This is a genomic window from Ruegeria sp. YTSA226, from assembly GCF_059609905.1.
On sequence record NZ_JBXWMQ010000005.1, the window covers coordinates 111,473 to 125,596 of the forward strand.

At 56.7% G+C, this 14,124-nt stretch carries 14 protein-coding genes; 10 read left to right on the forward strand and 4 right to left on the reverse strand.

Features of this window, described 5'->3' with window-relative positions; all coding sequences use genetic code 11:
- Window positions 1-12: 12 nt before the first annotated feature.
- Window positions 13-1,329, reverse strand: a complete 1,317-nt coding sequence (locus AC2FFF_RS09570) for an HlyD family type I secretion periplasmic adaptor subunit (RefSeq protein WP_281972891.1) — start codon at window positions 1,327-1,329, stop codon at window positions 13-15.
- Window positions 1,329-3,068, reverse strand: coding sequence for a type I secretion system permease/ATPase (locus AC2FFF_RS09575; protein ID WP_416383920.1), 1,740 nt, complete (start codon window positions 3,066-3,068; stop codon window positions 1,329-1,331). Before AC2FFF_RS09575 ends, AC2FFF_RS09570 begins: the two co-directional genes overlap by 1 nt.
- Window positions 3,069-3,494: 426 nt before the next feature.
- On the opposite strand from AC2FFF_RS09575, the gene AC2FFF_RS09580 reads away from it, so the two are divergent.
- The 5 genes from AC2FFF_RS09580 to arcC are packed head-to-tail and all read left to right on the forward strand — an operon-like array spanning window position 3,495 to window position 9,442.
- Complete coding sequence (locus tag AC2FFF_RS09580; protein WP_142636401.1) at window positions 3,495-4,901, forward strand: YfcC family protein; 1,407 nt, start codon at window positions 3,495-3,497, stop codon at window positions 4,899-4,901.
- A 9-nt stretch (window positions 4,902-4,910) separates the two neighbouring features.
- Window positions 4,911-6,248, forward strand: a complete 1,338-nt coding sequence (locus AC2FFF_RS09585; RefSeq protein ID WP_281972892.1) for an amino acid permease — start codon at window positions 4,911-4,913, stop codon at window positions 6,246-6,248.
- Window positions 6,245-7,474: an arginine deiminase gene (locus tag AC2FFF_RS09590; RefSeq protein ID WP_142636397.1), complete on the forward strand. Its 1,230-nt coding sequence runs from the start codon at window positions 6,245-6,247 to the stop codon at window positions 7,472-7,474. Before AC2FFF_RS09585 ends, AC2FFF_RS09590 begins: the two co-directional genes overlap by 4 nt.
- Window positions 7,475-7,504: 30 nt before the next feature.
- The gene (gene argF, locus AC2FFF_RS09595; RefSeq protein WP_142636395.1) at window positions 7,505-8,506 is read left to right on the forward strand and encodes an ornithine carbamoyltransferase; all 1,002 of its coding nucleotides are present in this window, start codon (window positions 7,505-7,507) and stop codon (window positions 8,504-8,506) included.
- A 3-nt stretch (window positions 8,507-8,509) separates the two neighbouring features.
- Window positions 8,510-9,442, forward strand: coding sequence for a carbamate kinase (gene arcC, locus AC2FFF_RS09600; protein ID WP_281972893.1), 933 nt, complete (start codon window positions 8,510-8,512; stop codon window positions 9,440-9,442).
- On the opposite strand, the gene AC2FFF_RS09605 is transcribed toward arcC, so the two are convergent.
- The gene (locus AC2FFF_RS09605; protein ID WP_281972894.1) at window positions 9,439-9,684 is read right to left on the reverse strand and encodes a hypothetical protein; all 246 of its coding nucleotides are present in this window, start codon (window positions 9,682-9,684) and stop codon (window positions 9,439-9,441) included. The genes arcC and AC2FFF_RS09605 overlap by 4 nt on opposite strands.
- 25 nt (window positions 9,685-9,709) lie before the next feature.
- Here AC2FFF_RS09605 and AC2FFF_RS09610 point away from each other — a divergent pair, with 25 nt between their 5' ends.
- The 5 genes from AC2FFF_RS09610 to AC2FFF_RS09630 are packed head-to-tail and all read left to right on the forward strand — an operon-like array spanning window position 9,710 to window position 13,465.
- Window positions 9,710-10,228: a DUF4178 domain-containing protein gene (locus AC2FFF_RS09610; protein WP_281972896.1), complete on the forward strand. Its 519-nt coding sequence runs from the start codon at window positions 9,710-9,712 to the stop codon at window positions 10,226-10,228.
- Window positions 10,225-11,526 carry a DUF4178 domain-containing protein gene (locus AC2FFF_RS09615; RefSeq protein ID WP_142636391.1) on the forward strand — a complete coding sequence of 434 codons (1,302 nt, stop codon included), beginning with the start codon at window positions 10,225-10,227 and terminating at the stop codon, window positions 11,524-11,526. The genes AC2FFF_RS09610 and AC2FFF_RS09615 overlap by 4 nt, the downstream gene beginning before the upstream one ends.
- Before the next feature lies 1 nt (window position 11,527).
- Window positions 11,528-11,692: a hypothetical protein gene (locus AC2FFF_RS09620; protein WP_185956671.1), complete on the forward strand. Its 165-nt coding sequence runs from the start codon at window positions 11,528-11,530 to the stop codon at window positions 11,690-11,692.
- A gap of 10 nt (window positions 11,693-11,702) precedes the next feature.
- Window positions 11,703-11,927 carry a DUF350 domain-containing protein gene (locus tag AC2FFF_RS09625; protein WP_142636390.1) on the forward strand — a complete coding sequence of 75 codons (225 nt, stop codon included), beginning with the start codon at window positions 11,703-11,705 and terminating at the stop codon, window positions 11,925-11,927.
- Window positions 11,924-13,465 carry a polyamine aminopropyltransferase gene (locus AC2FFF_RS09630; RefSeq protein WP_281972897.1) on the forward strand — a complete coding sequence of 514 codons (1,542 nt, stop codon included), beginning with the start codon at window positions 11,924-11,926 and terminating at the stop codon, window positions 13,463-13,465. Before AC2FFF_RS09625 ends, AC2FFF_RS09630 begins: the two co-directional genes overlap by 4 nt.
- On the opposite strand, the gene speD is transcribed toward AC2FFF_RS09630, so the two are convergent.
- The gene (gene speD, locus AC2FFF_RS09635) at window positions 13,436-13,837 is read right to left on the reverse strand and encodes an adenosylmethionine decarboxylase (RefSeq protein ID WP_281972898.1); all 402 of its coding nucleotides are present in this window, start codon (window positions 13,835-13,837) and stop codon (window positions 13,436-13,438) included. The two genes, AC2FFF_RS09630 and speD, sit on opposite strands and share 30 nt — an antisense overlap.
- Between the last annotated feature and the right edge of the window lie 287 nt (window positions 13,838-14,124).

The following is a 14,124-nucleotide window of genomic DNA, read 5'->3' on the forward strand; positions in this document are numbered from 1 at the left end:
AGACGACGGAATCTATTCCCGGAAGGCCCTGTTAAAGTAATCGGCCATCGGTTTTATCAGATATGAAAACGGGGATCGCTCGTCCGTCTTGATCATCGCTTCGACTGGCATGCCGGGTAGAAGGCGTTGCCCGTTCAGGCGCTCGATCTGGTTGGCATCAGGTAACATTTCAGCGCGATAAAATGTGTGTCCGGTGTTCTCATCAGTGAACGTATCGGCAGAAATCGTGACAACATGCCCTTCGATTTCGGGGGTTTCGCGTTGGTTGAAGGCGGGAAATCGCAGGAGGGCGGGCTGCCCAATATATACTTGGTCCACATGAATCGCATCTACGCGAGCGGCGATCAGCAGAGGAATTTCCTGTGGTACGACATACATCATCGGTTCTGCCGGCTGTACAACCGAATGCAGTGCAAACACCTGGCTTCCATAGACAGTACCGGAAACCGGCGCCCTAATATCCAGCCGCGATAGACGAACAGCCAGCGAGAGCCTGCGTTCAGACAGTTCGGCGATTTTCGATTGCGCATCGCGTAAGGCGGTGATTGCTTCTTCGCGGCGTGTCGCCTGCAGTTCTACAATCTTGATCTCGGTTGCCGCGATTTGGCCTTTGAGCCGCGCGGCAGCCGCTTCGAGCCTGCCTATTTCACCTGTCAGGCTGGCTTCTTCGCGTTGCAAGGCGGAAACCCGACTGGCTTGTGTCAGACCGCGTTGAAGCAGGCTTTGCTGGTCCTGCAGCTCCTCCTGTATCAGATCGACCTGACGGCGCAGCGAGACCAGTTGCGCCAAGGTGCCCTCGATCTCGCTTTCTATCTGAATCCGTTGTTTGCTCAACTGCTGAGTCTGCTGATTTAGGGTATTCAGACGCGCCTCGAACAGGCGTTGCTGGCCGGCGATCAGCTCAGGGTCAATGTCTTCTTGTTTCTGTACGTCGTTCAGCGCGGATGTCAAAACAGTCAGATCAGTGCCATCGCGTTCGGCCTGAAGCCGCGCCTTTCGGACGAGTAATTCAAACAGCTGCGCCTCAACGATGGTCTTTTCCGAGGTCAGAAACGTGTCATCCAGACGTAACAGAATGTCGCCGCCGGTGACGGAATCACCGTCGCGCACAAAAATCTCGCCGACCACGCCACCGTCTGGATGCTCGACTACCTGGCGGTTGCTTTGAACTTCGATGACGCCCTGCGATACAATGGCGCCTGCCAGCCTGGTCTGCACCGCCCAAAAGCCCAACCCGCCGATTAAAATAGCCAGTGCGAGAAACCCGACCAGAGCAGGAAATGTAATGCGCCAAACAGGGCGCGTGTTATTATGATTGGGCTTTTGCATTACTCACCCACCCGTGCCAGACCCTTTTTGATCGCATTTGCGTTCTGAACCATGGCGCTTAGCACCTCGTCGCGGCTGCCGGATTTCACAACCTGCCCATTTTCAACAACTGCAAGATCGTCGCATTCGGAAATGGCCTGTGGCCGGTGCGTCATGATGATGGCTGATTTACCCGCGGCCTTCAGTTCTCGGATCGCGGTGTTCAATGCCTCAGTGCCATCAGCATCCAGAGCCGAGTTCGGCTCGTCCAGGATCAGTAGGACAGGATCTCCATACAAAGCGCGCGCCAGAGCAATACGTTGCTTTTGGCCACCCGACAGTTGACTGTCATTGCCTTCCAGAAAAGTGTCGTACCCCTTTTCCAATGTCAGGATCAGGTCATGAGCCTTGGCTTTCTTGGCTGCAGCGATGACCGCTTCCGAATCCGGGTTTTGGGACATCCGGGCGATGTTTTCGGTCACTGTTCCGTTGAACAAAGTGACTTCCTGCGGCAGATAGCCGATGTGTTGGCCCAAATCATCAGTCCCGTATTGATCCAGTGTAGCGCCTCCAAGCCTGATTTCGCCAACGGCCGGTTTCCACAATCCTAACAGGGCCTTGGCAAGTGTGGATTTTCCTGACCCGCTTTTGCCGATCACGCCCAAAGCTTTGCCCGGTTCTAGTTTCAGTGAAACGTTCCTGAGTGTCGGTAAATCGGCGCCGGGTGGTACAACGGTCAGTCCTTTGGCGATCAGGCGCGCATCTGGTACAGGCAATTTGGTCCGGTCCGGCTCGGGCGGGGTGGTGTCCAGGAATCGGTTCAGTGAAATCCACGCAGATCGCGCACGCTCCACCAATGCCCATTGGCCCACCGCCTGCTCGACCGGGGCCAATGCGCGCCCAAGCAGGATGGACCCTGCAATCATTGCCCCAGGGGACAGTTCGTTTCTTAAAACCAGCAAAGCTCCCAATGCCAGCATGGCAGATTGCAAGAACAGCCGCATCGACTTGGTTAATGAGGTAAAGCTTCCGGTCCAATCGCTGGCCGAGATGGTCTGTCTCAGCGCATCGGTCCTCTGGGTCAGCCAGCGTTGCGAGATGTCGTGCTGCATTCCTTGCGAGCGGACAACTTCTGCGGCTTGTCTGGCATGTTCCGAGAATGAGCCTGCCCGCGCCGAGGCCTGCTGTGCAGCGGCAACCTTTCTATGAGTGAGCGCCTGATTAAGCAGAGCGATGACAATCAGGATCGCGCCACCCGCAACCGCAAGCCATCCAAGCATCGGGTGGAATAGGAAGATTGCTGCCAGAAAAACCGGTGTCCAGGGGATATCCATTACGGCCAGCAAAACAGGTGAGGAACACAGGTTCTGGATTGCCTCAAGGTCGCGCAAGGCAGTGGCTGGGGCTGCACGGGCCTGCGGAACAAGAGATTTTCGCAGCGTTGCCTCGAACACCCGCTCGTCCAGTTGCGACTGGAACCTCGCTCCGAACCGCGCAACGATACGTCCTCGCGCAAAATCCAGCATGGCCATAAGGCTATATAATAGAGCGACAATCAGAAACAGCGCCGTGAGGGTTTCAACCGCCCGAGAGGCAAGGACCCGGTCATAAACCTGCAGCATGAATAAAGGCCCCGTCAGCATCAGCAGGTTGACAAAGATGCTGAACAGGAAGGCTAGTGCCAGAAATGACAGCCCCTTGTTGCGCACCTTGCGCAACTCATGTCTGGCAGGCAGGGACCTGGGAATTTCAGAGCTCACGTTGTTAGCCTTGGGTTACTGTTCGATACGGGCATTTGCGCCTTAATTTCTTGCACATTAGCCTTTGGTAAGCCTAATGCAAATGTGCGACTTACCGGTTCAGGGAAATGGGCTGATATGTCAACATGATCACCACAGTCTCAAGCGGGTTTCTGCCAGACTGGGGCGATGGATCGCAAGGTGCTAAACGTTGCACTCAAATGAGCAACTTACGATCTGTAGGAAAGCAAAAACTGACCAACCTGAATCCGGCGTCAGCCTGAATTCTATTGATGCAGGTCAATGCGCAGCGCCAGCGAATGGCGTTCATGTAGAACCGTTCAGGTCGCCTCGGGGTCATTCATCCTTTGTAATCTCATATTGAGACTGTATGAAGAGACCGGAAGTTTCGAAACCCAATCTCAGCTCTTTTAGGAGTTTGATGACATGAAGCTCAAGTTTCCAACTGCATATACAATTCTGTTTGCGTTGATAGCACTGGTCGCCATTGCAACCTGGTTTGTTCCCGCTGGCCAATATGACCGCGTCGCTAACGAAGCCCTGGGACGCGATGTTCCGGTACCGGGCAGCTATCAGGTTGTCGAGCCCAATCCGCAGGGGTTCTATGATGTCGTACTGGCCCCTATCGGGGGGTTCTATGACCCTGTCAGTTATGAAGCGCGGGCGATTGATGTTGCACTTTTTGTGCTGGTGATTGGCGGTTTTTTGGGAGTTGTAACGCGAACCGGGGCGATTGACGCCGGGATTGCGCGCGCAATGGTGCGTCTGAAGGGGCGCGAAAAATGGATGATCCCCATCTTGATGGCCTTCTTTGCTGCGGGGGGCACAATCTATGGCATGGCCGAAGAGTCACTGGCTTTTTACGCGCTGATCATCCCAGTGATGATTGCCGCGCGCTATGACGCGGTAGTGGGTGTGGCCATCATCATGCTGGGGGCGGGGGTTGGCACGCTGGGATCGACGATTAACCCGTTTGCCACAGTCATCGCCTCGGATGCGGCGGGGGTGCCCTTCACCAATGGCATAATGCTGCGCTTTGCGCTGTTGCTGGCATGCTGGTTGGCCTGTGTGGTTTTTGTCATGCGATATGCAGCCAAGGTCAAAGCCGATCCGGATCTGTCCATCGTTGCCGACAAGCGCGAAAGCAATGAGGCGCATTTCCTCAAAGGTGGCCGCACGGGCGGTGAAGCTCCGACCTTTACGAGTATGCATGGGCTGATCCTTTTGATCTTTGCGGCCAGCTTTGGCGTGATGATCTGGGGTGTCGCGGCAGGAGGCTGGTGGATGGCCGAGATGTCCGGCCTGTTCATTGTGTCCTCGATAGTCGTGGGATTGATCGCACGGATCGGGGAAGAGGAATTCACCTCGACCTTCGTTGACGGTGCCCGGGATTTGCTGGGCGTTGCGCTGGTGATCGGGATCGCGCGCGGGATCGTAGTGGTCATGGACGCAGGAAACATCACCGATACCATTTTGTATTGGGCAGAAAGTGCCGTGGATGGTTTGGGCAAAGTGGCCTTTATCAATGCGATGTTCGCCTTGCAGGGGCTGTTGTCCTTCCTCGTCCCGTCATCTTCGGGCCTGGCGGTTCTGACGATGCCGATCATGGCGCCGCTAGCAGACTTTTCCGGCGTAGAACGGTCTTTGGTCGTGACGGCCTATCAGTCAGCCAGCGGTTTGGTGAACCTGATTAACCCCACCTTTGCGGTGGTCATGGGCGGGCTTGCCCTAGGGCGTGTGCCCTATGAACGCTGGCTCAGTTTCATGTGGCCGCTTTTACTGATCCTGATCGTCATCATCATGGCCGGGCTCAGCCTTTCCGCGTTGGCATGAGGTCGCATTATGCCCACCGACACCCGATCTAAACCCAAAGGAACCCTTGGGTTCTGGATGTGCACCGCGCTGGTGGTGGGCAATATGATCGGGTCCGGTATTTTCCTGCTGCCGTCTTCTCTGGCCGTGTTCGGGCCAATCTCGATGGCGGGATGGGTTCTGACCGCAGGTGGCGCGATTGTGCTGGCCCTGATCTTTGGTCGGCTGGCGCGATTGTCTTCCAATACCGGCGGGCCATACGCTTATGCGCGCGAGGGCTTTGGTGATTTTGCCGGTTTCCTGATTGCTTGGGGCTATTGGATCGCGCTGTGGTCTGGGAATGCCGCCGTTGCCGTCGCCTTTGCTGGCTATCTCAGCTTTATGGTGCCCGCCATTGGGGAAACTGCGCTCGCGGGATTGGCGGTCTCACTTGGTGCGATCTGGCTGCTCACCTGGGTCAATCTGCGCGGCGTTCGGCAGGCCGGGATTGTGCAAGTGGTGACCACGGTGATGAAGCTGGCCCCGCTGCTGGTGCTGATCCTGCTGGGACTGTCCCATGTCCAACCGGCCAACTTCCGGCCGGCCAACCTTAGTGGAATGTCGAACATATCGGCGATCTCGGCCTGCGCGGCGTTGACGCTTTGGGCCTTTGTGGGGCTCGAATCCGCAACGGTTCCGGCGGGCGATGTCAGGAACCCTACCAAAACGATCCCTCTTGCGACGATTGTCGGAACCTGTGTTGCCGCATTGGTCTATATTGCCACGACCTATGTGGCGCTTGGGGTGGTGCCATCCGGCACGCTGGCCGGAAGCAACGCACCGCTGGCGGATGTTGCGCATGTGATGTGGGGGTTTGGCGGTGCGGTATTCATCGCGGTCGGGGCCTGCGTTTCGACCTTCGGCACGCTCAACGGATTTGTGCTGCTGACCGGGCAAGTGCCACTGGGCGCGGCGCGTGACGGGTTGTTCCCGGCCGGTTTTGCCCGGGTGTCACGGACTGGTACGCCGGCATTTGGCCTGATCTCCTCAAGCCTGCTAGCCAGCGCTTTGATCGCTATGAACTACACCCGATCCCTGGCTGAACAGTTTGAATTCATTATTCTGTTGGCCACCCTATCCACGCTGGTTCCCTACCTGTTGTGCGCAGGTGCCGAAATTATGATCCGCGCAAAACGCAAAGAACGCACCCGCCTGCCACCGCAGGCCTTTGTGCTGGCGGGTCTCGGTTTTGTCTATTCATTCTGGGCGATTTTCGGCGCTGGAAAAGACGTCGTTTTCTGGGGCGTCCTGTTGCTGTTGGCTGGGTTGCCCATCCATGTCTGGCTGCGTTGGCAGTCCGGCGCGATTACATCAAAGGAGATATCATGACTGGATTTGGCGCACATTCCGAGATTGGGAAACTTCGAAAGGTGATGGTCTGCGAACCGGGTCTGGCCCATTCCCGCCTGACCCCCGGCAATGCGGCAGAATTGCTTTATGACGATGTTCTTTGGGTGCACAAAGCACGCTCTGACCATGCCGATTTCCGCATGAAGATGGAGGATCGCGGGGTTCAGGTTTTAGAATTCCAGACGCTGCTTGCAGAAACGCTGAAGGACAAGGGAGCCCGTAATTGGGTTCTGGACCGCCGCATTACCGAAAATCAGGTGGGCGTCGGTATGCTGAATGAGCTGCGCGGCTGGTTGGATGAGATGGCGGCCAAGGATCTGGCCAGATATCTGATCGGCGGCATCGCGGTCGAAGATATGCCGTTCAAACCCTCAGGTATGTTCGGCAGCTATCTGGGGCCATTGGGCTTTGTGATCCCACCGATTCCAAATACGCAGTTCACTCGTGACAACAGTTGCTGGATCTATGGCGGCGTTACGGTCAACCCGATGTACTGGCCGGCGCGACGCCCCGAAACCCTGTTGGTGACCGCGATCTACAAGTTCCACCCCGAGTTCCGCGACGCAGATTTCGAGATCTGGTGGGGTGACCCAGACAAGGATCACGGTGCGGCCACGGTCGAAGGCGGTGATGTCATGCCCTGGGGCAATGGCAGTGTGTTGATCGGCATGGGCGAACGCACCAGTCCGCAGGCGGTTGGTCAAGTCGCCCGCGCTCTGTTTGCCAAAGGCGCGGCGGAGAGGGTTGTTGCCTGTCAGATGCCCCGCAGCCGCGCGGCTATGCATCTGGATACAGTGTTCAGCCATTGCGACCGTGAGACCGCGACTGCCTATGTTGATGTCTGTAACGACATCCAGTGCATCAGCCTGCGCCCCGGAAACAAAGAGGACACGATCGACTTCCGGCGCGATGACAAACATCTGTTCGATGTGGCCGCCGAATGCTTGGGGATCAAATCTCTGAACATCGTTCAGACAGGCGGAGACGCATTCAATCAGGAACGCGAGCAGTGGGACGACGGCAACAACGTGGTGGCGTTAGAGCCCGGCGTGGTCGTTGCCTATGACCGCAACACCTATACCAACACGCTGCTGCGGAAGGCGGGGGTCGAAGTGATCACGATCTCGGGCTCGGAATTGGGGCGCGGACGCGGCGGCGGGCATTGCATGACCTGCCCGATCTGGCGTGACCCCGTGGATTATTGAACCCGATTACTGAAAAAAGGAGATTGACCAATGGCATTTAACATCAAAGGCCGCAGCTTCCTGAAACTGCTCGATTTCGACCAGCGCGAGCTGCGTTATTTGCTGGACCTGTCGCGCGATCTGAAACGCGCAAAATATGCGGGGTCTGAAATCCAGCATCTGAAAGGCAAGAACATCTGCCTAATCTTTGAAAAATCCTCGACCCGGACCATGTGCGCCTTTGAAGTGGCCGCGATGGATCAGGGGGCTGGCGTCACCTATCTCGGCCCCTCGGGATCACAGATCGGGCATAAGGAAAGCATGAAGGACACTGCCCGCGTGCTGGGCCGCATGTTCGACGGCATTGAATATCGCGGTTTTGGGCAGGAACTGGCGGAAACACTGGCCGCCAATGCGGGCGTGCCGGTCTATAACGGGCTGACCGATGAGTTCCACCCGACCCAGATGCTGGCCGATCTGCTGACCATGCAGGAATATGGAGAAAAGCCCCTGCATGACATCAAATACGCCTATGTGGGCGACGGGCGGTCCAATATGGGCCATTCGCTGATGATCGCGGGCTGCATGATGGGGATGGACGTCCGCATCGCCGCCCCACGTGATCTGTGGCCGTCCGACGAATTCCGCGGTCCGGCGGAAGAAGCCGCCGCGCGTTACGGCGCGACGCTGACCATCACCGATGATCCTGCGGCCGCCGTGGATGGCGTGGATTTCATCCACACCGATGTCTGGGTCTCGATGGGCGAAGCACCAGAGGTCTGGGACAGCCGGATCAAGCAGCTGACCCCCTATCAGGTCAACAGCGCGTTAATGGCAGCGGCAAACAATCCAAACGTCAAATTCATGCATTGCCTGCCCGCCTTCCACAATACCGAGACAAAAGTGGGCGAAGACATCCACGAGAAATTCGGCATCACCGAAATGGAGGTCACCGAAGAGGTATTCGAAAGCCCCGCCGGTATTCAGTTTGAACAGGCCGAAAACCGAATGCACACAATCAAGGCCGTTCTGGTCGCCACTCTGGGGGCCTGAGTCATGCGCATCGTCGTCGCCCTTGGGGGCAATGCGCTGCTGCGGCGGGGTCAGGCCCTGACCGCCGAGAACCAGCGTGAAAACACGGCCATCGCCGCGCAGGCGCTGGCCACCATTGCCGAGGGGAACGAGTTGATTGTGACCCACGGGAATGGCCCTCAGGTGGGATTACTGGCCCTACAGGGCAACGCCTATAAACCGGATGAGGCCTATCCGCTGGACGTGCTTGGGGCGGAAACCGAGGGCATGATCGGCTATATGATCGAGCAAGAGCTGGGCAACCGTCTGCCGCCCGAGACGCCTCTGGCCACGCTGCTGACCATGATTGAGGTCGATGCCAAGGATCCCGCCTTTGACGACCCCACAAAATTCATCGGTCCGGTATATGACAAACCCGAGGCTGAACGATTGGCCACCGACAAGGGCTGGCAAATTCGTGCGGATGGTGACAAATGGCGACGGGTTGTTGCCTCTCCGCTGCCGAAACGGATTTTTCAAATCAGGCCGATCAAATGGCTGCTGGAACGGCAAACCGTGGTGATCTGTGCCGGTGGCGGTGGCATTCCCACGGCCTATACTTCTCCGGGTTATCTGGAGGGGATAGAAGCGGTGATCGACAAGGATCTGGCCTCGGAGCTGCTGGCCCGAGAGGTCGGGGCCGATTTGTTCATTTCGGCAACGGATGCTGATTGTGCCTATCTGGACTGGGGTACCGATACTCAGCGTGGCATAAAAGCCGCCTCACCAAAGGCCATGGCCAAGTTCAATTTCGCCGCCGGTTCGATGGGCCCAAAGGTCGAGGCCGCCGCCCAGTTTGCGCGGCTTACCGGCAAATCCGCAGCCATCGGCGCACTGGCCGATCTGGCGGATATCGTTGCGGGCAGGAAGGGCACAACCATAAGCAAAGACGCAGCTGAAATCCTATTTCACGACTAACTCAGATGATTGCTGGGGCTGACGGCACTTCTAACAGAACCGCCAGCATGTTCAGTTCCACCTAAGTGGTTCTGTTTGAATTCTGGCAACAAGGGCGAGGCGGCACCGGACGTGTATTCTCCAGAACCAATAACGGCTTGAACTTTCATTTTCTTTGCGCGACTTGAAAGCATGAAGACTTTGAACTGTCCAAACTGCGGTGCGCAAACCCCGATTGCGCTGAAAGGGATAAAGGTTGCCACCTGTGCGTCCTGCGGTACGACGTTGATGATCAATGATGTCCAGGTTCAATCGGCGGGCCAGCAGGGTGAGATGCACGATGCACCGCTTTTGTTCGGGATAGGCGATCAAGTGCAACTGGGTCGAACGTCGACATTGATTCTTGGTCATGCGCGCTATTCCTACGGGCGGGGGTTCTGGGATGAGTTCTGCGGTGTCGATGGTGATGGCCGCACCTGCTGGATATCGCTCGATGAGGGAGATGTCGTTCGGCAGAAACGCTTGACCGAAAAGGACACGCCGAAATTCATGCCTCCGTTCAAGCTGGGCGAAACGCTGGATTTCGACGCGGCCACATTCACGGTTACCGAAGTTGAACATGCCGAATGTATCGCGCTGCGTGGACAGTTCGATGAGGTGCTTCAGGTCGGGGAAAGCCATGAATTCGTGAACGCTTCCGCCGGGGACGAGGCTTTGTTGTCCGGCGAATTCTGGCCCGGTCATGCGATCTGGTTCTACGGTCGGTGGTATGACGCATTTGACGTGAAGGTTCAGCGGCAGCCATGACCCGAGATCCAAGTCTTCTTTCGATCAACTGCACCTGCTGCGGCGCCGGTCTGGATGTACTGGGCGGTGGCCGGGTGATCGTGCAGATCTGTTCGTATTGCGGGGCCGAGCTGGATGCACAGAACAACTATCGGACATTGCGGCAGTTCAAGGATCAGAAACGCCCGGAAACCCCGCTTTCGATTGGGATGAGTGGGTCGTTGTATGGTGCCGAGTTCACCATAATTGGTCTGATCGAACATGCCGAGCGCTGGGGCGGACGGGTCTACCAATGGATAGACCATCAGCTCTATTCGCCAACTCACGGCTATGCCTGGCTGACGCTTGAGGCGGGGCATCTGGTGTTTTCCAGACGCTATCGCGGATCGGCCTGGATGTCGGAGCGGTGGGTTGAGACGGCGGAATCCCCTCCCTCTGTGACGATCGAGGATGGGCGCTTTGTGTATTACGAGACCACCACAAGCGCGGTCACCTATGTTGAGGGTGAATTCACCTGGCCGCCGTCACTGGGGGAAAAGACAACCACAATTTCGGCGATGTCTGATACGGCGATGCTGGGGTTTTCGACCACCGGGTCCGAGCGTGAGACCTATCGCTCGTTCTATGTTTCGAAACAGCAGGCCGAAGCAGCTTTTGGGGTTTCATTGAACCTGAACCCACATCGGGTGCATCCGCTGCAACCTTTCATCGAGGGCCCAAACTATAGATTTTTGCTGGTCGTATCATTCGTGTTTACGATCCTCTGTCTTGTGATGGCGGTCTCTTTCTCTCAACGATCAGGGGAGAGGGCGATAGAGCGTCAGGCGCTAAAACGTGGCGACTTCCCGGCCGAAATCACAATCCCGCTTGAAGCCGACAGCCAACTGACGCGCGTTTCCTTCTCGGGCAATGTCAAAAACAGTTGGATCTATCTGGACATCGAGCTGCTTGATCCCGAAGGAGAGCCAGTATTCGAGGCGGGCCGAACGATCGAATATTACACCGGGCGCGACTCGGAAGGATCGTGGAGCGAAGGCAGCAAATTTGCGAGCCTGACGTTTCGACCAGATCGCACAGGCGATTACACACTGGTATTAGACGTGCCTGAGCAGGGGCTTTGGACCGGGTCGGGCGTAGGCCATGTACCGGGGCAGCCGTTCAGCCAGTTGCAGGTCAGTGTCAAAACCGGACTGTCCAGTGGTCTTTGGACATTCGCGCTGGCCGGGGTTTTTGGAGCGCTGTTCCTGTTTCAGTTCGGGCGCAAATGGTTGCATCAACGCGCCCGGTGGTCGGGAACTGATTGGGTAAATGAGGATTAAAGTGACAGCTTTCAGGATCATTTTCGTCGTCATTTCAACTCTGGCCGTGGCTGCCACAGGTTATGTCTCGTGGCATGGGTATTGGGCCGAAAGCCGTGACTTGGACACCTCGGTTCGGGTCGGCAGCGGTGGCGGCGGGTACTATCGGTCAAATCGGATAAAATAGTGAGGAATCAATGGATTATATAGCAGCAATTCAGATTGCAGAAATCATCAGCACAATCTTCTACACCCTTCTGGGCGTGACGCTGATGTGGGTCGTGTGGAAGGTGATCGACTGGATGACACCCTTCTCGGTCGTGCACGAGATCGAAAAAGATCAGAACATCGCGTTGGCGATCCTGATCGGGCTGCTGTTTGTAGCAGTTTCCATCATCATTGCGGCTGTCATCTTGTCATGACCCCGCCCCGCGCGGTTGAGGCGCGCGCCGCGTGGTTGTTGCTGGCCACCTTTCTGGTGGCCGTCGCCGGTCTGATCTATGAGCTGATTGCAGCCACACTCTCCAGTTATCTGCTGGGGGACTCCGTCCGCCAGTTCTCGCTGGTGATTGGTATCTTTCTGTCAGCAATGGGGGTCGGGGCCTGGCTATCGCGCTTTGTCTCGGATGCGTTTTCCGGATTTGTCTGGGCTCAGATCCTATTGGGCATTGTCGGCGGATTTTTGGCGCCGGTGTTGTTTCTGAACTACGCGTGGATGGGGCAGGTGGCCCTGCCGCTGTACGGCGCCTTGATTGCCATTGGTATCCTGTCGGGGATGGAGATCCCTTTGATCGCCCGTGTTCTGGAACAGATTGGGGCGTTGAAGTTCCGCTTTGAAAACGTGCTGAGCGTCGACTACATCGGTGCGCTGGTTGCCTCGCTGGCTTTTCCACTGCTGGTAATCCCATATCTGGGACTGATGTCGGCCAGCCTGGCCTTTGGAGGGTTGAACCTTGCCGTCGCAGGCCTGTCTCTGTTGGTGTTTCGGGAATGGGCCACGCGAGTCCAGGTTGCGGTTTGGGCGGTGGCCTTTGTGGCAACACTGGGCGCACTGTGGCAGTCCGAACGGCTGGTCTCGGTCGCCGAGGCCGAACTGTTCGAAGATGATGTCATCCTGTCCGAGGCCACGTCGTATCAGCAGATCACCGTCACCCGGTACCGCGACCGGGTGCGCCTGTTTCTGGATCATTCGATCCAGTTCGATTCCCTTGACGAACACCGCTATCACGAGCCACTGGTGCATCCGGCCATGGCCCTTGCGCCGCGCGCGCGTGACATTCTGATCCTAGGGGGTGGAGACGGCATGGCCGCGCGCGAGGTGCTGCGCTATCCCGAGGTGCAGTCCGTGACGCTGGTGGATCTTGATCCGCGTGTGACGCAGTTGTTTCGCGACCATCCAGATCTGTCCAAGCTGAACGACAATGCTCTCAGCGACTCGCGCGTGACGGTTGTCAATGAAGACGCCTGGAGGTTTCTGGAGCGGGAAACCCAGATTTACGACGTGGTGATCATTGATCTGCCAGACCCCAAATCCATCGCCTTGTCCCGGTTATACACCAAGCAATTCTACGGCTTGCTGGCCGAACGGCTAAGCGGGCAGGGGGTCTTTGTCACTCAGGCCGGATCAACGTTCTTTGCTCGGCAGGCCTTTTGGTCGGTGGCCGAAACGATTGAGAGCAGCCGCAATCCGCAAAGACCCGGGCGGGGACTGCAGGCGGTTCCCTATCACAGCTACGTGCCGAGCTTCGGCGAATGGGGGTTTGTTCTGGCTACATTTGAACCATTGACCGACCGTAGAATCGAACTGCCGGATGGGTTGAGCTATCTCGACGATGATGTTTGGCGCGCGGCACAGATTTTTGGCGGTGATACCGACCGGGTCGATGCCGAACCTAATACACTGCAATCGCATGCACTGATGGGATATTACTTAGACGGTTGGGACTACTGGTTCCGGTAAACCGCGGTTGACGCGCGTAATTTCAACTCGGGCAGGGCGCATGTACTTCTCAAGATATGCGACCGCTTTGTCCGGTTGCGTTGTGCCACACATGAAGATGTCGATGGCGGCATAATCATTTTCCGGCCAAGTGTGGATCGAGATATGGGATTCTGCCAGCAACAACACTCCGGTCACACCGCCATGCCCGCCAAATTTGTGGAACTTGCCCGACAGTATCGTTGCGCCAGCCTCCCGCGCCGCGCGGGTCAGTGCCTCTTCGATGTGCATTACGTCGGTTAGGTATAGGCTGCCGTAATGATCGACCAGAATATGCATTCCCGAGCCAGCCAGCGTGCCTGTGTCAGCGTTTTTGATTGCTGGTATGGTCATGATCCTGGTCCTTTCTGCGATTTGATTTTTCGCAGATTCTTAGGGGTTTGTGCGCGGCAAGTACCTAGTTGGCTTCGCCCTTCAGGGCAATGGAAATGAAATTGAGGGATGCAAAGAGGACTCTTCAAATTTAATAGTTAAGAAAGAAGAACGTACTCAGGTTCTATTTTCTCTTGATCAAATGGGACGCAGCTTTCCACGATTATGCTCGACCTAAGGTCCAGACTTGCGTGTCATGGTTCTGGGGTGAAGGGCCGAGACGATAGGGTTTCACTGGACAGTAATTT